20 protein-coding genes are annotated in these 21108 nt (G+C 71.9%); 13 read left to right on the forward strand and 7 right to left on the reverse strand.

Features of this window, described 5'->3' with window-relative positions; all coding sequences use genetic code 11:
• Positions 1-4 precede the first annotated feature (4 nt).
• Complete coding sequence (locus tag ACNNMR_RS10385; RefSeq protein ID WP_419994258.1) at positions 5-982, reverse strand: carbohydrate kinase family protein; 978 nt, start codon at positions 980-982, stop codon at positions 5-7.
• 163 nt (positions 983-1145) lie between these two features.
• Here ACNNMR_RS10385 and ACNNMR_RS10390 point away from each other — a divergent pair, with 163 nt between their 5' ends.
• The gene (locus tag ACNNMR_RS10390; RefSeq protein ID WP_419994259.1) at positions 1146-1343 is read left to right on the forward strand and encodes a hypothetical protein; all 198 of its coding nucleotides are present in this window, start codon (positions 1146-1148) and stop codon (positions 1341-1343) included.
• A gap of 76 nt (positions 1344-1419) precedes the next feature.
• The gene (locus ACNNMR_RS10395) at positions 1420-3033 is read left to right on the forward strand and encodes a hypothetical protein (RefSeq protein WP_419994260.1); all 1614 of its coding nucleotides are present in this window, start codon (positions 1420-1422) and stop codon (positions 3031-3033) included.
• A gap of 109 nt (positions 3034-3142) precedes the next feature.
• Here ACNNMR_RS10395 and ACNNMR_RS10400 read toward each other — a convergent pair whose 3' ends face one another.
• Complete coding sequence (locus tag ACNNMR_RS10400) at positions 3143-3496, reverse strand: HesB/IscA family protein (RefSeq protein WP_419994261.1); 354 nt, start codon at positions 3494-3496, stop codon at positions 3143-3145.
• Between the two features lie 265 nt (positions 3497-3761).
• Here ACNNMR_RS10400 and nadA point away from each other — a divergent pair, with 265 nt between their 5' ends.
• Both nadA and ACNNMR_RS10410 read left to right on the forward strand, forming a co-directional pair.
• Positions 3762-4934: a quinolinate synthase NadA gene (nadA, locus tag ACNNMR_RS10405; protein WP_419994262.1), complete on the forward strand. Its 1173-nt coding sequence runs from the start codon at positions 3762-3764 to the stop codon at positions 4932-4934.
• A gap of 21 nt (positions 4935-4955) precedes the next feature.
• Positions 4956-5804, forward strand: a complete 849-nt coding sequence (locus ACNNMR_RS10410; RefSeq protein WP_419994263.1) for a GNAT family N-acetyltransferase — start codon at positions 4956-4958, stop codon at positions 5802-5804.
• Positions 5805-5896: 92 nt separating this feature from the next.
• Here ACNNMR_RS10410 and ACNNMR_RS10415 read toward each other — a convergent pair whose 3' ends face one another.
• The 4 genes from ACNNMR_RS10415 to ACNNMR_RS10430 all read right to left on the reverse strand — a co-directional run bounded on the left by ACNNMR_RS10415 (position 5897) and on the right by ACNNMR_RS10430 (position 9101).
• Positions 5897-6571, reverse strand: a complete 675-nt coding sequence (locus tag ACNNMR_RS10415) for a response regulator (protein WP_419994264.1) — start codon at positions 6569-6571, stop codon at positions 5897-5899.
• On the reverse strand, positions 6568-7866 hold the full coding sequence (locus ACNNMR_RS10420) for a sensor histidine kinase (RefSeq protein ID WP_419994265.1): 1299 nt from the start codon (positions 7864-7866) through the stop codon (positions 6568-6570). Before ACNNMR_RS10420 ends, ACNNMR_RS10415 begins: the two co-directional genes overlap by 4 nt.
• Positions 7867-7973: 107 nt before the next feature.
• Entirely contained in the window at positions 7974-8258 is a 285-nt protein-coding gene (gene pspAA, locus ACNNMR_RS10425) for a PspA-associated protein PspAA (RefSeq protein ID WP_419994266.1), read from the reverse strand.
• A 45-nt stretch (positions 8259-8303) separates the two neighbouring features.
• Positions 8304-9101: a PspA/IM30 family protein gene (locus ACNNMR_RS10430; protein WP_420000322.1), complete on the reverse strand. Its 798-nt coding sequence runs from the start codon at positions 9099-9101 to the stop codon at positions 8304-8306.
• 286 nt (positions 9102-9387) lie between these two features.
• Here ACNNMR_RS10430 and ACNNMR_RS10435 point away from each other — a divergent pair, with 286 nt between their 5' ends.
• Entirely contained in the window at positions 9388-9981 is a 594-nt protein-coding gene (locus ACNNMR_RS10435) for a DUF3043 domain-containing protein (RefSeq protein ID WP_419994267.1), read from the forward strand.
• Between the two features lie 82 nt (positions 9982-10063).
• Here ACNNMR_RS10435 and ACNNMR_RS10440 read toward each other — a convergent pair whose 3' ends face one another.
• The gene (locus ACNNMR_RS10440; RefSeq protein ID WP_420000323.1) at positions 10064-10288 is read right to left on the reverse strand and encodes a hypothetical protein; all 225 of its coding nucleotides are present in this window, start codon (positions 10286-10288) and stop codon (positions 10064-10066) included.
• 46 nt (positions 10289-10334) lie between these two features.
• On the opposite strand from ACNNMR_RS10440, the gene ACNNMR_RS10445 reads away from it, so the two are divergent.
• From ACNNMR_RS10445 to ACNNMR_RS10480, 8 genes are all read left to right on the forward strand, one after another.
• Positions 10335-11519 carry a bifunctional adenosylcobinamide kinase/adenosylcobinamide-phosphate guanylyltransferase gene (locus tag ACNNMR_RS10445; RefSeq protein ID WP_419994268.1) on the forward strand — a complete coding sequence of 395 codons (1185 nt, stop codon included), beginning with the start codon at positions 10335-10337 and terminating at the stop codon, positions 11517-11519.
• 56 nt (positions 11520-11575) lie between these two features.
• Positions 11576-12673: a nicotinate-nucleotide--dimethylbenzimidazole phosphoribosyltransferase gene (locus ACNNMR_RS10450; RefSeq protein ID WP_419994269.1), complete on the forward strand. Its 1098-nt coding sequence runs from the start codon at positions 11576-11578 to the stop codon at positions 12671-12673.
• Complete coding sequence (locus tag ACNNMR_RS10455; protein ID WP_419994270.1) at positions 12674-13456, forward strand: adenosylcobinamide-GDP ribazoletransferase; 783 nt, start codon at positions 12674-12676, stop codon at positions 13454-13456. It abuts the gene before it with no gap.
• A gap of 458 nt (positions 13457-13914) precedes the next feature.
• Positions 13915-15468 (forward strand): leucyl aminopeptidase, encoded by a 1554-nt coding sequence (locus ACNNMR_RS10460; protein ID WP_419994271.1) that lies wholly within the window; start codon positions 13915-13917, stop codon positions 15466-15468.
• A gap of 174 nt (positions 15469-15642) precedes the next feature.
• Positions 15643-17031, forward strand: coding sequence for a dihydrolipoyl dehydrogenase (lpdA, locus tag ACNNMR_RS10465; RefSeq protein ID WP_419994272.1), 1389 nt, complete (start codon positions 15643-15645; stop codon positions 17029-17031).
• 49 nt (positions 17032-17080) lie between these two features.
• Complete coding sequence (gene sucB, locus ACNNMR_RS10470) at positions 17081-18835, forward strand: 2-oxoglutarate dehydrogenase, E2 component, dihydrolipoamide succinyltransferase (protein ID WP_419994273.1); 1755 nt, start codon at positions 17081-17083, stop codon at positions 18833-18835.
• A gap of 169 nt (positions 18836-19004) precedes the next feature.
• Positions 19005-19808, forward strand: coding sequence for a hypothetical protein (locus ACNNMR_RS10475; protein ID WP_419994274.1), 804 nt, complete (start codon positions 19005-19007; stop codon positions 19806-19808).
• Positions 19801-21099: a copper amine oxidase gene (locus ACNNMR_RS10480; RefSeq protein WP_419994275.1), complete on the forward strand. Its 1299-nt coding sequence runs from the start codon at positions 19801-19803 to the stop codon at positions 21097-21099. Before ACNNMR_RS10475 ends, ACNNMR_RS10480 begins: the two co-directional genes overlap by 8 nt.
• The last annotated feature ends 9 nt before the right edge of the window (positions 21100-21108 follow it).

Below are 21108 nucleotides of genomic sequence, written 5' to 3' on the forward strand. Positions count from 1 at the left end.
CGGATCAGGCGCCGAGGTACTGCTGCACCTCGGACGCGGCGTCCTCGCCGTACCGCTTGGTGAAGCGCTCCATGAAGTGCCCACGGCGCAGCTCGTACTCCTGGGTGCCCAGCGTCTCGATCACCAGCGTCGCCAGCATGCACCCGACCTGCGCGGCCCGCTCATGCCCGACGCCCCAGCTGAGCCCGGAGAGGAAGCCCGCGCGGAAGGCGTCGCCCACGCCGGTCGGGTCGACCTTCGCCTCCTCCTCGGGGCAGCCGACCTCGACCACCGGCTCGCCGGCCCGCTCGATGCGGACGCCGCGGGCGCCGAGCGTGGTGACGCGGTAGTCGACCTTGTCCAGGATCTCGGCGTCGCTCCAGCCGGTCTTGGACTCGATGAGGCCCTTCTCGTACTCATTGGAGAAGAGGTAGTGCGCACCCTCGGTGAGGATGCGGATGTCGTCGCCCTCCATGCGCGCGATCTGCTGCGAGAAGTCCGCGGCGAAGGGGATGCCGCGGGTCCGGCACTCCTCCGTGTGCCGGAGCATCGCCTCCGGGTCGTCGGCGCCGATGACGACCAGGTCGAGGCCGCCGACGCGGTCGGCGACCGCCTTCAGTTCGATCTGCCGGGCCTCGCTCATCGCGCCCGGGTAGAAGGAGCCGATCTGGTTGTGGTCGGCGTCGGTGGTGACGACGAAGCGGGCCGTGTGGGCGGTCTCCGAGATGTGTACGGAGCCGGTGTCGACGCCGTGCCGGTCCAGCCAGGCGCGGTACTCGCCGAAGTCGGCCCCCGCCGCCCCGACGAGGATCGGCTCGGTGCCGAGCTGGCCCATGCCGAAGCAGATGTTCGGGCCGACGCCGCCGCGGCGGATGTCGAGGCCGTCGACCAGGAAGGAGAGGGAGACCGTGTGCAGCTGGTCGGCCACCAGCTGGTCGGCGAAGCGGCCGGGGAAGGTCATCAGGTGGTCGGTCGCGATGGAGCCGGTGACTGCGATACGCACGGCGAAAGCTCCTGGGAAGGAAGCGGGCGTGTGGGCGTGCGACACGCTACCGGGTCCGGGTTAACCGGCGCTGTGGTACGCGGGCGGCCAGGACCCCTGGGAGCGGCGAACTACCAGGTGGTAGGGCTATTGCCGGGGTTCTTTCGTGCGTAGCGTCGAGGGCATGCACGAGTACGAGTTTGAGATCGACGGCGGGCTCGCCGAATTGCGCGTCGACTGCGCGCGGATGACGCCACACTGGCCGCATGATGCGGCGGGGCTGGGGGCGTCGCCGGTTCCGGTGCCCGTGCCCCGGGCCCGGATCAGCGTCCCGGCGCGGTCGGCGGCGCTGCTGAACGGGATGTCGGAGTACGGCGACTAGCCCGTAGCCCGGAACCGCTTGGCCCGCTTCTCCGTCCCATCGGCAGATCCATCCACCGAGCCCTTGGGAGCAGGACGTGAGCGATCAGCCGGGTACACAGGGGCGGTTCTCGCCCTTCGCGGCGGCCGCAGTGGCCGCGGCGGTGCTGCTGACCGGCGGGGGCGTCGCGTATGTGGCGGGCACGGCGGGGTCGTCGGGGTCCGCCGCGGGTGACAGCCCGGCGGGGTCGGGCAAGGACGGCGATCCGCCGCCGCTCGAGCTCGATGGTTACGGGGCGGGGCCGGGGTCCGCGAGTGCCGCCGACGCCATCAAGGCCACCGGCAAGCTGCCGGGCGGGCCTGACGAGGCGGCGGTCCGTACGGCTGAGGGGACCGTGTCGCGGGGTGCGGTGGCCCGGCTGGCCGCGGCGCTCGATGTGCCGGGGAAGCCGCGGCAGCAGGGCGAGAGCTGGCTGGTGGGGACCGCGCGGGACGGGCAGGGGCCGCTGCTGCGGGTGAGTGTGGCGGCGCCGGGGCTGTGGTCGTACGACCGGTACCGGGCGGGCGGTGATGTGCCGTGCGAGCTGCCGCGGCCGGTGAAGCCGGACAGCTCCAGCAGCTCGGGGGACACGCCCAGGCCGGTCGCCGTGTGTCTGGATGCCACGACCACGTCCTCGGGCGGGAGTTCCGGGCCCGCGGATGCCGGTGGTGATCCGGTGTCGCCGGAGGCGGCGCGTAAGGCCGTGGCGCCGGTGCTGGCGGCCGTCGGGCAGAAGGACGCGAAGGTGGACGCGGAATCCACCGGCTACGGGGCGCTGCGCAGGGTCGCGGCGCAGCCGCGGGTGGCCGGGCTGCCCACGTGGGGCTGGGAGACGTCGGTGATGGTGGGCGCGGACGGCAAGCCGGCCAGCGCGAATGGGCGGCTGTCGGCGCTTGAGAAGGGGCACACGTATCCCGTGCAGTCGGCGGCGGCCACGCTGAAGGAGCTCAACAAGGTGCGCGGCGGCATCGCGCAGGGGAGCCCGGAGGAGAAGCTGCGGTCGGCGCCGGCGTGCGCGTCGGCGGTGCCGGATGCGGCGGGCAAGCGGTCGGGCGGTGGGTCGCGCGGCGAGATCGCGCAGGAATGCCCGCAGCCACCTGCGGGGATCAAGGCGCCGACCGTGCGCGGGGCGGTGTTCGGTCTCTCGGCGCAGTCGGTGGCGGGTGAGCAGGCCCTGGTGCCCTCCTGGATCTACACGCTGACCTCGCCGACCGGGCGCGAGGCGGACACCTCGAAGCTCGCCTTCCCGGCGGTGAAGCCCGAATTCATCAAGTACCGGCAGGTGGAACCGCCCTCGGCGGCGGAGCCGCCGGCGAATCCTGAGCCGGGCACGCCGACGCCGGAGTCGAGTCGGCCCGAGCCGAAGCCGAAGCCGACCCAGGAGCCCGGGACGCCCGGTAAGGGCCGTACGACCATGGAGATCGACTCTTACACCGTGTCCGGCACCACCCTGACCGTCCGCTTCTGGGGCGGGGTGTGCAGCAACTACTCCGCGACGGCCGACGAGGGCGCGGACAGCGTGAAGGTGCGGGTCACCGGTGTGGACAAGAAGCCCGGGGCGATCTGCGTGAAGGTGGCGCGGCTCTTCGAGGAGAAGGTGGCGCTGAAGAAGGACCTCGACGGGCGGAAGGTCATGGACGCGTCCGACGGGGAGGCCGTGGCCCGGAAGTAGGGACCTGGGCCGCGAGGCCGCCCAACAAGAAGGCGGCGGACCAGTGGGGGGTCCGCCGCCTTCGTTGCGCTTCGGGCTGTGCCGGGCCGCGCGGCCCGGCGTGCTCAGCTCAGTTGAAGGAGTCGCCGCAGGCGCAGGAGCCGGTGGCGTTCGGGTTGTCGATCGTGAAGCCCTGCTTCTCGATGGTGTCGACGAAGTCGATCGAGGCGCCGCCGAGGTACGGGGCGCTCATCCGGTCGGTGACGACCTTGACGCCGCCGAAGTCCTTGACGACGTCGCCGTCGAGGGAACGCTCGTCGAAGAACAGCTGGTAGCGCAGGCCGGAGCAGCCTCCGGGCTGAACGGCGACGCGCAGCGCGAGGTCGTCGCGGCCTTCCTGCTCGAGCAGGCTCTTGACCTTCGCCGCGGCGGCGTCCGACAGGAGGATGCCGTCGGTGGTGGTGGTCTCGTCCTGAACGCTCATTCGCATATCTCCCGGGTATACGGACTGCTTGCCGCTGGCTTCAGCGGGGGCGGACTCTGTTTTATTCCGGGCCGTGCCCGCTTATTCCTTCCATGCTCGCACACCACCATCGAGTGGACGGTCCGGGCGCAGCCGCCCTCCGCCGCCGAAGGCGGATCGCGTCACACTGACACGTTCGGCATCGTCAATCTGACATGAAGGGGTTATGATAGATAGCGTCAAGTTGACGAGAATTGACTCTGCCCGAACAGAAAGGGTGCGTGCTGTGACCACCGCCCAGGACCTCGACGTAACGCCGACGCCCCTCGCTCTGCTCCTGCTCGGCCGCGAAGCCGACCCGAAGAGCGAGCGCGGCGTGGACTGCCCCGGCGACCTGCCCGCGCCGTCCGACCCGGACCTCGTGGAGCGCGCGCGTGCGGCAAAGGCCAGGCTCGGGGACAAGGTTTTCGTGCTCGGACACCACTATCAGCGTGACGAGGTCATCCAGTTCGCGGATGTTACGGGCGACTCCTTCAAGCTCGCTCAGCAGGCCGCGGCCCGGCCGGAGGCCGAGTACATCGTCTTCTGCGGTGTGCACTTCATGGCCGAGTCGGCGGACATCCTGACCAATGACGCGCAGCAGGTCGTGCTCCCCGACCTGGCCGCCGGCTGCTCCATGGCCGACATGGCGACGGCCGAGCAGGTCGCCGAGTGCTGGGACGTGCTGACCGAGGCCGGGATAGCCGGGACCACGGTCCCGGTCTCGTACATGAACTCCTCCGCCGACATCAAGGCCTTCACCGGCAAGCACGGCGGCACGATTTGCACCTCCTCCAATGCGAAGCGGGCCCTGGAGTGGGCCTTCGAGCAGGGCGAGAAGGTGCTCTTCCTTCCCGACCAGCACCTCGGGCGGAACACCGCCGTACGCGACATGGGAATGTCCCTCGACGACTGCGTCGTCTACAACCCGCACCGGCCGAACGGCGGGCTGACCGCCGAGCAGCTGCGGGACGCGAAGATGATCCTGTGGCGCGGCCACTGCTCCGTACACGGCCGCTTCAGCCTCGACTCGGTCAACGACGTGCGCGAGCGCATCCCGGGCGTCAATGTCCTCGTCCACCCCGAGTGCAAGCACGAGGTCGTCGAGCAGGCCGACTACGTCGGCTCGACCGAGTACATCATCAAGGCACTCGACGCCGCCCCGGCCGGCTCCAAGTGGGCCATCGGCACCGAGCTCAACCTGGTCCGGCGGCTGGCGAAGCAGCACCAGGACAAGGAGATCGTCTTCCTCGACAAGACGGTCTGCTTCTGCTCGACGATGAACCGCATCGACCTGCCCCACCTGGTCTGGGCCCTGGAGTCCCTCGCCGACGGCAAGCTGATCAATCAGATCAGCGTCGACCGCGAGACCGAGGACTTCGCGAAGCTCGCCCTGGAGCGGATGCTGGCGCTGCCGTAGCCGGAGGACAAGGATGGAGGCGTGATCGTGCGCCCCGTCCGGGATTCGAAGGACGACGCCGAGGCCGTACGCACCGTGGCGGCCTCGGCTCTTGGCGGCCCCTGGCCGCCGGAGAGATCCATCCGCCACACCGCCCGCACCCGCCACCTGGCCCGTACGGACCCGGGCGGCTGCTGGCTGGCGCACGCGGATGACGGCCGGCCGCTGGGCACGGTGCTGTCCTCGCGGCGGGAGGGCACGTGGGGGCTTTCGCTGCTGGCGGTGGCGCCGGAGGCGCAGGGGAAGGGCGCGGGGCGGGCCTTATTGGCGCGCGCGCTGGCGTACGGGAAGGGGTGTCTGCGCGGCATCATCTGTGCCTCCGCGGATCCGCGCGCGGCGCGGGCGTACCGAGCGGCGGGGTTCGCCCTGCACCCGGCGATGAGCCTGGCGGGTGAGGTGGACGTGTCCGGCCTCGATGCGCCCGACGGCGCGGTGGCCGAGGCCGGGCCCAAGCAGCGCGACCTGATGGACTCGGTCGACCGCCTCCGCCGCGGTGGCGCGCATGGCCCCGATCACGACGAGCTCGTGCGCCACTTCGCCTGCCTGGTCTGCGATGACCTGGCCGGCAGCGGATACGTGTACGTCGGCGAGGACGGCACGATCGAGCTCCTAGCCGCCACCTCCCGCCGCATCGCGACCCGCCTCCTGACCGCGTCGCTCCTGTCCTTGGGTCAAGGCGCCCGCGCCCACGTGGGCGGCCTGACGGCCGAACAGCAGTGGGCCCTCGACGTAGGCCTGGCGGCCCGCCTGGACCTGGAGGCGGACGGCTTCGTGGCACTGCGGGGCATGCGGCCGCCGGAGCCGTATGTGCCCTCGCGGGCGTATCTGTAGCGCCTCGGTCTGGGGCGGTGCCGGTTGCGTCGGCGGGCTGCGGCCCGTCCCGTGCCCACCCGTCCCGCCGTGCGGGACGCCTGCCCACGGAGTTACGTGCCGGGGCGGACCAGGCCGCTTTCGTACGCGATCACGACCAGCTGCGCCCGATCCCGCGCGCCCAGCTTGGCCATGGCCCGGTTCACGTGCGTCTTCACCGTCAGCGGGCTGACGGCCAGGCGGTCGGCGATCTCGTCGTTCGACAGGCCGCCGGCCACGAGCATCAGGACCTCCCGCTCGCGGCTGGTCAGCGAGGCCAGCTGGTCCGCGTCGCCGGCCCCCGCCGCAGGCGGGCTCGTGCTCTGGGCCAGGAAGCGGCCGATCAGGCCCTTTGTCGCCGCCGGTGACAGGAGCGCCTCTCCGCCCGCGGCCACGCGGATCGCGTTCAGCAGCTCGCCGGGCTCGGCGCCCTTGCCGAGGAAGCCGGACGCGCCCGCCCGCAGCGACTGCACCACGTACTCGTCGGCCTCGAAGGTCGTCAGAATGACCACCCGTACGTGGTCGAGCTCCGCGTCCTTCGTGATCTGCTCGGTCGCCGAAATGCCGTCCGTCCCGGGCATCCGGATATCCATCAGCACGACATCCGCCCGCTCATCCCGTACGAGCCGCACCGCCTCCGCCCCGTCCGAGGCCTCCCCCACCACCTCCATGTCCGCCTCGGACTCCACCAGCACCCGGAACGCACTCCGCAGCAGCGCATGATCATCCGCCAGCACCACCCGGATCACCGCGCGGCCTCCCCCGCCGCCCGCACCACCGGCTCGCTCTCGGCGCCCTCCAGTGGCAGCGCCACCCGCACCCGGAACCCCGGCCGGCCGTCCTCCCTGGCCCCCGCCTCGCAGCTGCCCCCGAGCGCCGCAGCCCGCTCCCGCATGCCCATCAGTCCATGCCCGCCCGCGAGTTCGCCGCCGGCCGCACCCCGCCCGTCGTCCGCCACCACGAGCTCCAGCTCCCCCGCCCGCCGCGTCACCCGCACCACGGCCCGCACCCCCGCCCCCGCATGCTTCTGGACATTGGTCAGCGCCTCCTGCACCACCCGATAGGCCGTCAGATCGATCGCCGTCGGCAGCCCGGCCCCGACCTCCGCCGCCCGCGCCTCCTGATCCCCGTCATCCGCCGACAGCAGCCGCCCCGGCGCCAGCACCTCGACCGACACCGGCAGCCCGGCCCGTACGAAACCGTCCACCAGCTGGTCCAGCACCCCGAGCCCGGGCGCGGGCTCCTTCGGCGCCGCCGGGTCGCCGGACTGGCGCAGCAACCCCACCGTCGCCCGCAGCTCCTCCAGCGCCGCCCGGCTGGCCTCGCGGACGTGGGCGAGGGCCTCCTTGGCCTGGTCCGGGCGGGCGTCCATCACATGGGAGGCGACGCCTGCCTGGACGTTCACCAGGGCGATGTGGTGCGCGACCACGTCGTGCAGCTCGCGCGCGATGCGCATCCGCTCCTCCGCGACGCGGCGCAGGGCCTCCGACTCGCGGGTCTGCTCGGCCCGTTCCGCGCGGTCGCGGATCGCGTCGACCACCGCGCGCCGGCTGCGGACGGCGTCGCCGATGGCGGCGGCCATGCCGGTCCAGGCGAAGACGCCGAGGTTTTCGTCGGCGTACCAGGGGCGGTCGCCGAAGAGCATCATGGCGCCGGTGAGCACGCCGACCGTGACCAGCGCGACCCGCCAGGTGGTGTGGCGGTCGGTGCGGGAGGCGACCGTGTAGAGCGCCACGGCGGCGGAGAGCGCGATCGGCACCCGGGGGTCGCCGCCCGCGGCGATGATGTGCGCGAGGGTGAGGGCGGCGGTGACGGCGAGGACCACGCCGGGGGCGATGCGGCGGGCGACCAGGGCGGCGCTCGCGGCCACGGCCAGGGCGACCTCGGTGACGCCGAGGTCCGCGGGGGGCATCGCGTTCGGGCCGCTCGAGGGGTGCAGGGCGCCGATGATGATCAGGGCGAGCACGACGGCCGCGAGCAGCCCGTCGAGGGCCACCGGGCGGGCGCTGAACCAGCGGCGGATCGCGGTGAGGGTATGCGGCACGTCAGTCAACCGTAGGGGGCGCGAGGGGCGCGCGGGCACTTGAGCCACGAGCGCCCCGCCCCGCGCGTGGCGGGCCGGGGCGCTCGGTTGCTGGAGTGTGATCCGCTTCAGCCCGGGATGAGGCCCCCGCCTTCGTCACGGAGCAGGGCGCGGACCTCGTCGAGGGTCGCGTCCTCGGCGGGGAGGATGAGCTCCGACGGCTCCAGGGAGTCGTCGGGCAGCGGGCTGCCGAGACGGCGCACCGCCTCCAGGAGCTCGGCCAGAGTGCGCCGGAAGCCGGGACCGTCGCCCGTCTCCATCTCCTTGAGCAGCTCGTCGTCCAGCTTGTTCAGCTCGGTGAAGTGGCTGTCGGCCAGCTTCACCTGCCCCTCCCCCATGATCCGTACGATCATGTCGTCCCTCCGTGTGCGAGTGGAGTGGCGCCCGGTGAAGGGGCCTTACTGCTTGTCGAAATTCGGGCCGTCGGCCTGCGTCTGCTGGTGGTCGGAGGGCTGGCTCACGCCATTGCCACCCGACTCGATCTGGCCCTGCTGGGGGCTGCTGCCGCCGGCCAGCTCGGCCTTCATGCGCTGCAGCTCCAGCTCCACGTCGGCGCCGCCCGAGAGCCGGTCCAGCTCGGCCGTCAGGTCGTCCTTCGTGGTGCCGGTCGGGTCGTCCAGGGCACCCGAGGCGAGCAGCTCGTCGATCGCGCCGGAGCGCGCCTGGAGCTGCGCCGTCTTGTCCTCGGCGCGCTGGATCGCCATGCCGACGTCGCCCATCTCCTCGGAGATGCCCGAGAAGGCCTCCCCGATCCGGGTCTGCGCCTGCGCGGCCGTGTAGGTGGCCTTGATGGTCTCCTTCTTCGTACGGAAGGCGTCCACCTTGGCCTGCAGCCGCTGGGCCGCGAGGGTGAGCTTCTCCTCCTCGCTCTGCAGCGTCTGGTGCTGTGTCTCGAGGTCGGCGACCTGCTGCTGCAGCGCCGCCTTGCGGGACAGCGCCTCGCGGGCCAGGTCCTCCCGGCCGAGGGCGAGGGCCTTCTTGCCCTGGTCCTCCAGCTTGGCGCCATTGCTCTGCAGCTGGCCGAGCTGCAGCTCGAGGCGCTTACGGGACGTCGCCACATCGGCGACCCCGCGGCGCACCTTCTGGAGCAGCTCAAGCTGCTTCTGGTACGAGTAATCGAGGGTCTCGCGCGGATCCTCGGCCCGGTCCAGGGCCTTATTGGCCTTCGCGCGGAAGATCATCCCCATCCGCTTCATGACTCCACCGCTCATGGGCCTCGCGCGCCCCCTTCTCCTGACGGACTTCGGGCTCCAGCAACAAAACTCTTAAGACCCCACAGTACGGGGCCCTCTTCCATTACCGCACTGCTTGAGCGCCGATGCGCTCCTCCTGCAGGACGAACCCGCGCCCCCGGGCTCCCGCCCAGGGTGTAGGCGGGTGTAGGGGGTGACCCGGTACGCGGCCTTTCCTACGTCTTACACGTCGGCCGTTGCCGGATCGTTCCCGCTGCGGTGAGGGGCGACACCTGTACACCCCGTATCCTTGGTTTCTGTGTTCGGAAGCCGCTCCTCCAAGGATGACAAGCCCGCCGCCCCGGTGACCGAGGCCAAGCAGCCTCGCGACCCGGAGGCGCCCAAGGGCCGCCCCACGCCCAAGCGCAGCCAGGCGCAGTCGCAGCGCCGCACGGTCACCGCGCCCACGACGCGCAAGGAGGCCGCGAAGCGCACCCGCGAAGCCCGCCGCGCCGACATGGCCAAGCGCCAGGAGGCGCTGGCCGGTGGCGACGAGCGCTATCTGCCCGCGCGGGACAAGGGGCCGGTGCGCCGCTTTGCCCGCGACTACGTGGATGCGCGGTGGTCGATGGCGGAGTTCTTCCTGCCGGCCGCGATTCTGATTCTGATCCTCAGCTTCCTCGGCGGGCAGGCGCAGGCGCTGTCGCTGATGCTGTGGATGGTCGTGATCGTGCTGATCGTGATCGACTCGATCATCCTGGCGATCCGGTTCAAGAAGCAGATCAAGGAGCGCTTCCCCGATGAGTCTCATCGGGGGGTCACGGCGTACGCGCTAATGCGCACGCTCCAGATGCGCCGGATGCGCCTGCCGAAGCCGCAGGTCAGGCGAGGCGAGCGGCCGTAGCCCACGGGCTACGGGTTCACCGGCAACTCGAGATGGGTCCGCCCACCCGCAGCGCGGGTGGGCGGACCCATCTCGATAACGGCTACTCAGCCTCCGGCGTCATCGCATCGTGCAGGCTCATCGGGCCGTAAATCTTCCCGCCGTCCTCGAAGAGCGTCACCTGATCGACGCCACCGTCGAGGAGGTCCTTCCACACCTCCCCGAGCCAGGACTCCGCGTCGCCCTGGGTCGTGAATTCCTCGGGCTCCACCGCGGGAGCGGTCTCGCTGCCGTCCGTCTTTTCGAACCGCCAGGTCCACGCCGCCATGTCCGCCTCCTGAAGTCGCACCATCGCTGCAGGCAGACTACGTGGTGTGGAAATCACTCTGCTGGGAACCGGCGCACCCGCCGGCCTGCCCGAACCCGGCTGCCCCTGCGCCTCCTGCGCCGCCGCGACCGGCGCCGAGGCCCGCGCCGCCACCGCCGTCCTCGTCGACGGGGTGCTGCTCCTCGACCTCACCCCCGGCGCCGCCTTCGCCGCCGCCCGCGCCGGACACACCCTCGGCGGCGTGCTGCAGGTGCTCCTCTCGCACCCGCACGACGGCCCCGCGGTGGAGCTGCCGCCCGGGCTGCCACCGGCCAGCCGGGTGCCCGACGGCCAGGACGCCACGCTGATCAGCGGCCACCGCTTCCGCGCCGTCGCCCTCGACTCCCCCGGTACGGGCTACGCCATCACCGGCCCGCAGGGCGAGCGGCTGCTCTACCTGCCGCCGGGCGCCGCCCCCGCAGGCCTGGCCGAGGACACCGGCCCGTACGACCTGGTCCTCCTGGACGTGCTCGGCCGGCCCGACGCCCTCGCGCGGCTGCGCGAGCGGCGCGCGGTGGGCCCCGCGACCGACGTGATCGGCGTGCACATCGGGCACGACGTGCCGCCCGGCCGCGAGCTGCACCGCCGCCTCGCCGCGGCCGGGGCCCGGGCCGTACCGGACGGGGACTGCCACACCGTCGGCGAGGCCGACGCCGCGCCTTCGGTGCCGCGCCGGACCCTCGTACTCGGCGGGGCCAGGTCGGGAAAGTCGGTCGAGGCCGAGCGGCGGCTCGCGGCCTTCGCCGGGGTGGAGTACGCGGCGACCTCCGGGCAGCGGGACGACGACGCCGAGTGGGCGGCGCGGGTGGCCACGCACCGGGAGCGGCGCCCCGGCAGCTGGCGTACGACGGAGACCACCGACCTGGTGCCGCTGCTGGCCGCGGACGGGCCGCCGCTGCTGATCGACTGCCTGGCGCTGTGGCTGACGGCCGTGATGGACGAGACGGACGCCTGGGAGAAGGGCGAGGTCGATGCCGTACGGGAGCGGGTCGGTGAACTCGCGGCCGCGGTCCGGGAGACCAGCCGCACCGTGGTCGCGGTCAGCAATGAGGTGGGCTCCGGGATCGTCCCGGACACGGTCTCGGGGCGGCTGTTCCGGGACGAGCTCGGGCGGCTGAACGCGGCGGTCGGGGCCGAGTGCGAGCAGGTGCTGCTGGTGGTGGCCGGGCAGGTGCTGCAGCTGCGCGGCTGACGGGGCGCCCGCCCCGGCGGCTCCCTCCCCCGCTCCCTTCGGCTAATGTGCGCCGAATGAGCGGCCTCAATCTCGACGACTTCACCTCACTCATCGAGCGCCCCGACTCCGGCGCCCGCCGCGACGCGCAGGACTGGCGGGCGGACCGCGAGCCGCGCCCCGACAGCCTGGGCCGGCTCGACGAGCTCGGCGAGTGGCTGGCCGCGGCGCAGGGCGCCGCGCCCGCGAAGCCGATCACGCAGGCGAAGGTGGTGCTCTTCGCGGGCGACCACGGCATCGCCTCGGAGGGCGTCTCGGCGCGCCCCGCGGGCGACGCGCTGCGGCTGACCAAGTCCGCGCTGGCCGGCGAGAGCGCCGCCGCGGTGCTGGCGCGGCGCTTCGGGGCCGGGCTGCGAGTGGTCGACATGGGCCTGGACTGCGATGCGGCGGAGCTGCCTGACGATGTCGCCAAGCACAAGGTGCGGCGTGGGTGCGGTCGTATCGACATCGAGGACGCGCTGACCGCCGAGGAGGCCGAGGCGGCCTTCCTGGCCGGGATGGCGATCGCCGATGAAGAGGCCGACTCCGGCACGGATCTGATCGTGCTCGGCGACATCAGCGTCGGCGGTACGACCCCGGCGGGCGTGATCGTCGCTGCGCTCTGCGGCACCGATGCCTCGGTGGTGACCGGGCGGGGCGGCAGCGGCATCGACGACCTGGCGTGGATGCGCAAGTGTGCGGCGATTCGCGATGCGTTGCGGCGGGCCCGGAAGGTGCTCGGTGAGCAACTGGAGCTGCTGGGCGCCGTGGGCGGCGCCGACCTGACGGCGATGACGGGCTTCCTGCTGCAGTGCGCGGTCCGGCGGACGCCGGTGATCCTCGACGGCGTGGTGGCGTCGGCGGCGGCGCTGGTCGGCCAGCGGGTGGCCTTCCGCGCCCCGGACTGGTGGCTGGCGGGCTCGGTGAGCGGCGAGCCGGCACAGGAGAAGGCGCTCGACCGCATCGCCCTCGACGCGGTCCTGGACCAGCAAGTCACGGCGGGCGAGGGCGTCGGCGCGCTGCTGACGCTGCCGCTGGTGCAGGCCGCTGCCCAGCTGTGGGCGGAGCTGCCGGCGGCGCCCGAGGGGGCCGGCAAGCCGGCAGAACCCGAGACTGACGTCGACGACATCACGTAGATGCCTTCACGGATATCCGACGGGCTGCGGTTCGCGTTCGGGACGCTGACGGCGGTGCCGGTGCGGGTGTCCCGGTGGGACCGGGATGCGGCTCGGGACGGGATGTTGTGCGCGCCTGTGGTTGGGCTGGTGCTGGGGCTTTGTGCGGCCGGGCTCGGCGGGGTGCTGCTGGCGCTCGGCGCCGGGGCGCTGCTCGCGGCGGTGGCCACGGTCGCCGTACCGGCGGCACTGACGCGCGGGCTGCACCTGGACGGCCTGGCCGATACGGCGGACGGCCTCGGCAGCGGGCGGCCTGCGGCCGGGGCGCTCGATGTCATGCGGAAGTCGGATATCGGGCCGTTCGGTGTGCTGACGCTGGTCTTCGTGCTGCTGGCGCAGGTCGCCGCGGTGGCGGAGCTTTATGCGGCGAGTTGGGCGGCTGGGGCGGTGGGGGTCGTCGCGGCCTTGGTCGCGGGTCGCTGTGCGATGGCCTTCGCGGCGCGTGGCGGCGTGGCCGCCGCGCGGCCGGAGGGGTTGGGGGCCGCCGTGGCGGGGGCCGTGCCGCGGCGGGCCGTGCTGGCGGTGGCGGGTGCGTCGGCGGTGGCCCTGGCGGGCGGGGCCTTCGCGCTGGCGGGCGGGGCAGAGGCGGTCCGTACGGCGTCGGCCTTTGTGCTTGCGCTGACCGCGGCGGAGCTCTTGCTACGGCACTGTGTGCGCCGCTTGGGTGGTGTCACGGGTGATGTCTTCGGCGCGCTCGCTGAGACGGCTGCGGTGACCGTGCTGATCGTGCTGTCGCTGGGCTGACCGGTTCGCGCCTGCGGCGCGGCATCCGAGCTTCGCTCGGAATCCTCAAGCGCCGGATGGGCTTGTTGGTGGGTGGGCCGGGCCGAGTTCCACGACACCACCGAAAAAACGTGGTGGTCCACCGCCGTCCGGTGCTGGGTTTTTTCGGCGGCGTCGTTCCACTCGGCCCTCCTCCCGGAGGGATGGATCGAGTCGGGCGTCGCCCTGGGCCCGCCTGGGTTGAACTCTCCCTCCGGGAGGAGGGCCGAGTGGAGCGACGCAGCCGAAAAAGTCTTAGCGAAGCGGGCTTTTTCGGTTGTGTCGCGGAACTCGGACCGGCCCACCCACCTATAAGCCCGTCCGGCGCTTGAGGACATCCGTGGCGAAGCCACAGGATGCCCGCGAAGCAAGCGCGAAGCGCGCACCGTACGATGCATCGAATCGCTCCCGCTCGAGACGGAAATGGACACCCGATCGCCGTGACTGCTCTCACCCTCTCCACCTCCGCCGCCACCACCATCCGCGCGGACGCCCTCGTCGTAGGCGTGGCGAAGGGCCCCAAAGGACCCACCGTCGCCAGCAGCGGCATCGACGCGGTCGCCAAGAAACTCGGCCCCGTCCTGGAGGCCCTCGGTGCCAGTGGCGCCGAAGGGGAGGTCACCAAGATTCCGGCGCCCGACGGTGTGAAGGCGACCGTCGTCGTCGCCACCGGGCTCGGCGCCGAGCCCGGCAAGGGTGAGCGTTACGACGCCGAAGCCCTGCGTCGCGCCGCCGGCGCCGCCGCCCGGGCGCTGTCCGGCACCAAGAAGGCGGCCTTCGCGCTGCCTATCGAGGACGCCGACGACACCGGCGCCATCGCGGAGGGTGTGCTGCTCGGCGCGTACGCCTTCACCGCCTACCGCGGCGCGGGCAACGCGGCGAACGGCAAGGGCGTCAAGGACGCCAAGAGCAAGAAGAACGGCGCCAAGGAGCCGCTCGCCGAGGCCGCCGTGCTGGGCGCGAAGCCGCGCGACAAGGAGCACAAGGCCGCCGCCCAGCGCGCCGTCGTCCTCGGCGCCGAGGTGAACCGGGCCCGCGACCTCATCAACATCCCCTCCAATGACCTCGACCCCGCCGCCTTCGCCGCAAAGGCGCAGGCCGCCGGCAAGGAGCACGGCTTCAAGGTCGAGGTGCTGGACGAGAAGGCGCTTGCCAAGGGCGGTTACGGGGGCATCCTCGGGGTCGGGCAGGGGTCGGAGGCGCCGCCGCGGCTGGTGAAGCTCAGCTACACCAGCTCCGGCGCCGACACCACCGTCGCCTTTGTCGGCAAGGGGATCACGTACGACTCCGGCGGCATCTCGCTGAAGCCGGCCGGGCACAACGAGACGATGAAGTGCGACATGAGCGGTGCCGCCGCCGTGCTCGCCGCCGTCTCCGCCGCCGCTCAGCTGGGCATCGAGACCAATGTGACCGGCTGGCTCGCGCTCGCCGAGAACATGCCGTCGGGGTCCGCGACCCGGCCCGGCGACGTGCTGACCATGTACAGCGGCAAGACCGTCGAGGTGCTCAACACCGATGCCGAGGGCCGCCTCGTACTGGGCGACGCGCTCACCCGGGCCTCCGAGGAGAACCCGGACGCGATCGTCGATGTCGCCACCCTCACCGGCGCGATGGTGCTGGCCCTCGGCAACCGCACCTTCGGGATCATGGCGAACGACGACGTCTTCCGTACTCAGATCCACCAGATCGCGGAGGAGGCCGGCGAGCAGTCCTGGCCGATGCCGATGCCCGCCGAGCTGAAGAAGGGCATGGAGTCGCCGGTCGCCGACATCGCGAACATGGGCGAGCGGATGGGCGGCGGGCTGGTCGCCGGGCTCTTTCTGCAGGAATTCGTGGGTGAGGGCATCACCTGGGCGCACCTGGACATCGCCGGTCCGGCCTTCAACACGAGCGCGCCGTTCGGCTATACGCCGAAGGGCGGCACGGGGTCGGCCGTACGGACGCTGGTCGGCATCGCCGAGCAGGCGGCGGCGGGTGAGCTGGGCGAGGCCTGACGCGTACACCTCAGGGGGCGTCCGACAGACGCCCCCTGTCCGCGTTACTCGCCGACAAGTGCGAAGATGGCTTCGGCAGGACAGGGCCCCGCTTAATCAGCGGCTGATGAAAAAGAGCCGCCGCGCCGGTCGGAACCCCGATCGCGCGCAGCGCACACGCATGGAGGACGTGACGTGGCGAACGACGCCAGCACCGTTTTCGACCTGGTTGTTCTCGGAGGCGGTAGCGGCGGGTATGCCGCTGCCCTGCGCGGAGCTCAGCTCGGTCTTGACGTCGCCCTGATCGAGAAGGACAAGCTGGGCGGCACCTGCCTGCACCGCGGCTGCATCCCTACCAAGGCCCTGCTGCACGCCGGCGAGATCGCGGACCAGGCTCGCGAGAGCGAGCAGTTCGGCGTGAAGGCGACCCTGGATGGGGTCGATATGCCGGGGGTCCACAAGTACAAGGACGAGGTCGTCACCGGGCTGTACAAGGGCCTGCAGGGACTGGTCGCCTCGCGGAAGATCACCTTTGTGAGCGGGGAGGGGCGGCTGTCCTCTCCGACCTCGGTGGATGTGAACGGGCAGCGGTACGAGGGGCGGCACATTCTGCTGGCCACCGGCTCGCAGCCGAAGTCGCTGCCGGGGCTGGTGCCCGACGGCGAGCGCATCATCACCTCCGAGCACGCGCTGGTCCTGGACCGGGTGCCGAAGTCCGCGATCGTGCTGGGCGGCGGCGTCATCGGCGTCGAGTTCGCCTCCGCGTGGAAGTCCTTCGGCGCGGATGTGACGATCATCGAGGCGCTCAAGCACCTCGTCCCCGTCGAGGACGAGAACAGCTCGAAGCTGCTGGAGCGGGCCTTCCGCAAGCGCGGCATCAAGTTCAACCTGGGCACCTTCTTCGAGAAGGCCGAGAACACCGCCGACGGTGTGAAGGTCACGCTCGCGGACGGCAAGACCTTCGAGGCCGAGGTGCTGCTCGTCGCCGTCGGCCGCGGCCCGGTGTCCCAGGGCATGGGTTACGAGGAGGTGGGCGTGGCCATGGACCGCGGCTACGTCCTCACCGACGAGTACAAGCGCACGAACATCCCGACCATCTCCGCCGTAGGCGACCTCACCCCCGTGCTGCAGCTCGCGCACGTCGGGTTCGCAGAGGGCATCCTGGTGGCGGAGCGGCTGGCCGGACTCGACGTCGTGCCGATCGACTACGACGGGGTGCCCCGGGTGACGTACTGCCACCCGGAGGTCGCGTCCGTCGGGATCACCGAGGCGAAGGCCAAGGAGGTCCACGGCGCCGACAAGGTTGTCGCTCTGAAGTACAACCTCGGCGGCAACGGAAAGTCCAAGATCCTCAAGACGACGGGCGAGATCAAGCTCGTGCAGGTCAAGGACGGCCCCGTCGTCGGCGTACACATGGTGGGTGACCGGATGGGCGAGCAGGTCGGCGAGGCCCAGCTGATCTATAACTGGGAAGCGCTGCCGGCCGAGGTCGCGCAGCTCATCCATGCTCACCCGACGCAGAATGAGGCGCTTGGAGAGGCCCACCTGGCTCTCGCCGGCAAGCCGCTTCACTCGCACGACTAATCCAGGGCACGCAGAAGTCCGCACGATCCGTTAAGGAGCAACCGAAACCATGGCGGTTTCCGTAACACTGCCGGCGCTCGGCGAGAGCGTGTCCGAAGGCACCGTCACCCGCTGGCTCAAGGCCGAGGGTGAGCGCGTCGAGGCCGACGAGCCGCTGCTCGAGGTCTCGACCGACAAGGTCGACACCGAGATCCCGGCTCCCGCATCCGGCGTCCTGGCCTCCATCAAGGTCGCCGAGGACGAGACGGTGGAGGTCGGCGCCGAGCTGGCCGTCATCGACGACGGCAGCGGCGCGCCCGCTGCCGCCCCCGCCCCGGCGGCTGAGGCCGCGCCGGCTCCGGCCGCCGCGCCTGCCGCCCCCGCTGCCCCGGCTCAGGAGGCTCCGGCCGCCCCGGCCGCGCCCGCTGACGCGGCTCCGGCCGCGCCCGCCGGTGGCGCCTCGGGCACCGACGTGACGCTGCCCGAGCTGGGCGAGTCCGTCACCGAGGGCACCGTGACCCGCTGGCTGAAGGCGGTCGGCGAGGAGGTCGCGGTCGACGAGCCGCTGCTGGAGATCTCCACCGACAAGGTCGACACCGAGATCCCGTCGCCTGCCGCCGGCACGCTGCTGGAGATCCTGGTCGGCGAGGACGAGACGGCCGAGGTCGGCGCGAAGCTCGCCGTCATCGGCGCCGCGGGTGCCGCTCCGGCGGCCGCCCCGGCCCCGGCGGCACCGGCTCCGGCCGCTGCCCCGGCCGCGCCTGCCGCTCCGGCCGCTCCCGCGGCCCCGGCTGCGCCCGCTGCCCCGGCCGCCCCCGCGGCTCCGGCGCCCGCCCCGGCTCCGGCCCCCGCCGCTCCGGCCGCGCCCGCGGCCCCCGCGGCTCCGGCCCCCGCGGCCGACGGCGCCTACGTCACCCCGCTGGTGCGCAAGCTCGCCGCCGAGCACGGCGTCGACCTGGGCTCCGTCAAGGGCTCCGGCGTCGGCGGCCGCATCCGCAAGCAGGACGTCATCGCCGCCGCCGAGGCCGCGAAGTCCGCCCCGGCCGCTGCCGCTCCGGCCGCCGCCGCCGCGAAGAAGGCGCCGGCCCTGGAGGCCGACGCCCTGCGCGGTCAGACGGTCAAGATGCCGCGCATCCGCAAGGTCATCGGCGACAACATGATGAAGGCCCTGCACGGCCAGGCGCAGCTGTCGTCCATGGTCGAGGTCGACGTCACGAAGATGATGAAGATGCGGGGCCGCGCGAAGGACTCCTTCGCGCAGCGCGAGGGCGTCAAGCTCTCCCCGATGCCGTTCTTCGTGAAGGCGGCGGTCCAGGCGCTGAAGGCCCACGCGGTCATCAATGCCCGGATTAACGAGGAAGACGGCACGATCACGTACTTCGACAAGGAGAACGTGGGCATCGCCGTCGACTCGGAGAAGGGCCTGATGACCCCGGTCATCAAGGGCGCGGGCGACCTCAACCTCGCCGGCATCGCCAAGCGGACGGCCGAGCTGGCGGGCGCCGTGCGCTCCAACAAGATCAGCCCGGACGACCTCTCCGGTGCGACCTTCACCATCTCCAACACCGGCTCGCGCGGCGCGCTCTTCGACACGATCATCGTGCCGCCGAACCAGGTCGCCATCCTGGGCCTGGGCGCCACGGTGAAGCGCCCGGTCGTCATCTCCGACCCGGAGCTGGGCGACACGATCGCGGTCCGCGACATGGTCTACCTGACCCTGTCGTACGACCACCGTCTGGTGGACGGCGCCGACGCGGCCCGGTACCTGACGACGATCAAGCAGATCCTCGAGGCCGCGGAGTTCGAGACCGAGCTCGGCCTGTAAGGCTCAGCAGCACAGCTGCACGACGGCGCCCCGCCCGGGACTTCCCGGGCGGGGCGCCGTCGTTGCGCCGGGAAGTTGATTGTCAGGTTCCGCGCAACCTTGCCCTCAGCCAAAGCGTCACATAGGCAACTGGTGGTGCCCAACCGCCACTTGAGCCGCAAGGGGACGCATGACAGACATGGGGGGACCATCGCGGCGCCGCAATCTGCGCCGCTTCGCCACGCCGGCCGGCATCGCCTTAGCGGGAGTTGCCGTCGCCGCCGCCATCACATGGCCGCTCAGCGCTACGGGTGAAGACCCCGCGCAGGGGGCCGGAGCCGAGCCCGCGGCCGGCGCACACCAGCACCCCGGCCGCGAAGCGCCGGGCCGCTACGTGGCACCCGCGGCCCCCGGCGCCACCGGCACCGGCCGCGACCCGCTCACCGCCGACGAGGAGCAGGCGGCCGTGACGGCGGCACTCAGCGGCGACCGGCCGCTGCGCACCCAGAGCAAGGATGTCGCCGGGCGCACCGGCGACCCGCAGCTGATCAGCGCGGAGCTCGCCGAGGACGTCGGAGCCACCGAGGACCGGATCGCCGAGGTCATGTTCTACGACTACGGCGACAACAGCCTCGCCGTGAAGACCGTCAACCTCACCTCCGGGAAGGTGACCGACTCCGAAACCGCGCGCGGCGCCCAGCCGCCGCCCAGCCCGCCGGAGGCCGCCGAGGCGGCCAAGCTGCTGATCGCCGACCCGCTGGGCGACGGCCTGCGCCAGGACTACCGCACAGCCACCGGCAAGGCGTTGACCGAAGCTGGTCAGCTGAAGGTGCAGGGCCTGGTGTACCGCCCGCGCCCAGGCGCCCCCGCGGCGCTGAAGCAGTGCGGGGAGCATCGCTGCGTGACGCTCTTCACCCGGGTCGCGGACGGCCCGTGGATCGACACCCGTCCGTACGTCATCGACCTCAGCGACCGGACGGTGCACCATGACTAAGCGTTTCCGAGTGATCATCGGGGCGGTCGCGCTGCTCGCGCCGCTGCTCCCCGCCACCATGGCGCACGGCGCGGCTCCGCAGGCCCCCGCCGCGCCGTCCGCCGCCACCCGCTGCGGCTCCGCCGCCGCCATCAGCCAGACCTTGCCGGGCGGCACCAGCTGGCAGATGTGCTGGCACAACAGCCGCACCGCGGGCCTCGTGCTCGAAGATGTGACGTACAAGCCGAAGAGCGAGTCCAAGCCCATCAAGGTGCTGGCCAGCGGGCGCCTCGGGCAGGTGCATGTGCCGTACGACGACGGGATCGTGGAGTACAACGACGTCACCGACATCGCCCTCGGCTCCAGCCCGCAGAAGCTGCGGCCGAAGGACTGCCCGGGCGGCACCATCCGCCCGATCCGGGTGCCGGGCGAGGGCAACGTCCCCGCGCTGTGCGTGACGACGCAGGCCCGCGGCTTCGCGTACCACGGCAACAGCGGCGATGTCGGCGAACACCACGACCGTGTCGACTCGGCGCAGGGCAGCGACCTTGCGGTGTACGCGGTCTACTCGGCCGGTTACTACCACTACATCCAGCAGTGGAACTTCTCCGACGACGGCACCATCACCCCGAAGGCCGGGGCCACCGGCAACCTCTCCCCCAGCGACTTCGACGCCTCGGACGAGCACGGCATGCCGCTGGGCAAGGACGCCAGTGACCGCGCCACCAGCCATCAGCACAACATCTTCTGGCGGCTGGACTTCCAGCCGGACGGCTCGCCCACGTCGAAGATCGAGGAGTTCGGCACCAAGCGGGACGGCACCGACCCGCGGACGGGAGTGCCGCGGCTGTCGACCACCCACAAGACCCTCCAGCAGGAGGCGTCGGGCAACTCCAGCCAGTACCGCTGGTGGCGGGTGGTCAGCACAGCGGGGAAGAACGCGGACGGCCATCCGCGCTCCTGGGAGATCGTCCACAACAACCCGGCCCGGTACACCGCACGCGCCTTCACCAGAAAGGACGTGTACTTCACCGAGTTCAGGAAGTGCGAGAAGTATCCGAACGACAACCGGGAGTTCGGCGGCCGCGGCTGCGCGGGCAACGTGACGAAATTCGTCAACGGCGAGAAGCTGAAGCACCCGATCCTCTGGGTCAACGTCGGCTACCACCACATCGCCCGCGACGAGGACCAGACGCCGATGCCGGCGCACTGGCAGGGCTTCCAGATCGTCCCCCGGGACGTGACGGCGATGAGCCCGCTCACCCCGGACCGGCTGCTCAAGCCGAAGTACAACGGCAAGCCGGACTGGTGAGCTGAGCGG

Origin of the sequence: Streptomyces boninensis (genome assembly GCF_048572725.1) — a bacterium.
GTDB classification, from domain to species: Bacteria; Actinomycetota; Actinomycetes; order Streptomycetales; family Streptomycetaceae; genus Streptomyces; species Streptomyces boninensis.

Coding starts and splice junctions, on each gene's coding strand:
- ACNNMR_RS10390 (WP_419994259.1), top strand. CDS start 1,146: ATGCACGAGTACGAGTTTGAGATCGACGGCGGGCTCGCCGAATTGCGC.
- ACNNMR_RS10400 (WP_419994261.1), bottom strand. CDS start 3,496: ATGAGCGTTCAGGACGAGACCACCACCACCGACGGCATCCTCCTGTCG.
- pspAA (WP_419994266.1), bottom strand. CDS start 8,258: ATGATCGTACGGATCATGGGGGAGGGGCAGGTGAAGCTGGCCGACAGC.
- ACNNMR_RS10430 (WP_420000322.1), bottom strand. CDS start 9,101: ATGAAGCGGATGGGGATGATCTTCCGCGCGAAGGCCAATAAGGCCCTG.
- ACNNMR_RS10440 (WP_420000323.1), bottom strand. CDS start 10,288: ATGGCGGCGTGGACCTGGCGGTTCGAAAAGACGGACGGCAGCGAGACC.
- ACNNMR_RS10450 (WP_419994269.1), top strand. CDS start 11,576: ATGAGCGGCCTCAATCTCGACGACTTCACCTCACTCATCGAGCGCCCC.
- ACNNMR_RS10455 (WP_419994270.1), top strand. CDS start 12,674: ATGCCTTCACGGATATCCGACGGGCTGCGGTTCGCGTTCGGGACGCTG.
- sucB (WP_419994273.1), top strand. CDS start 17,081: ATGGCGGTTTCCGTAACACTGCCGGCGCTCGGCGAGAGCGTGTCCGAA.
- ACNNMR_RS10475 (WP_419994274.1), top strand. CDS start 19,005: ATGACAGACATGGGGGGACCATCGCGGCGCCGCAATCTGCGCCGCTTC.
- ACNNMR_RS10480 (WP_419994275.1), top strand. CDS start 19,801: ATGACTAAGCGTTTCCGAGTGATCATCGGGGCGGTCGCGCTGCTCGCG.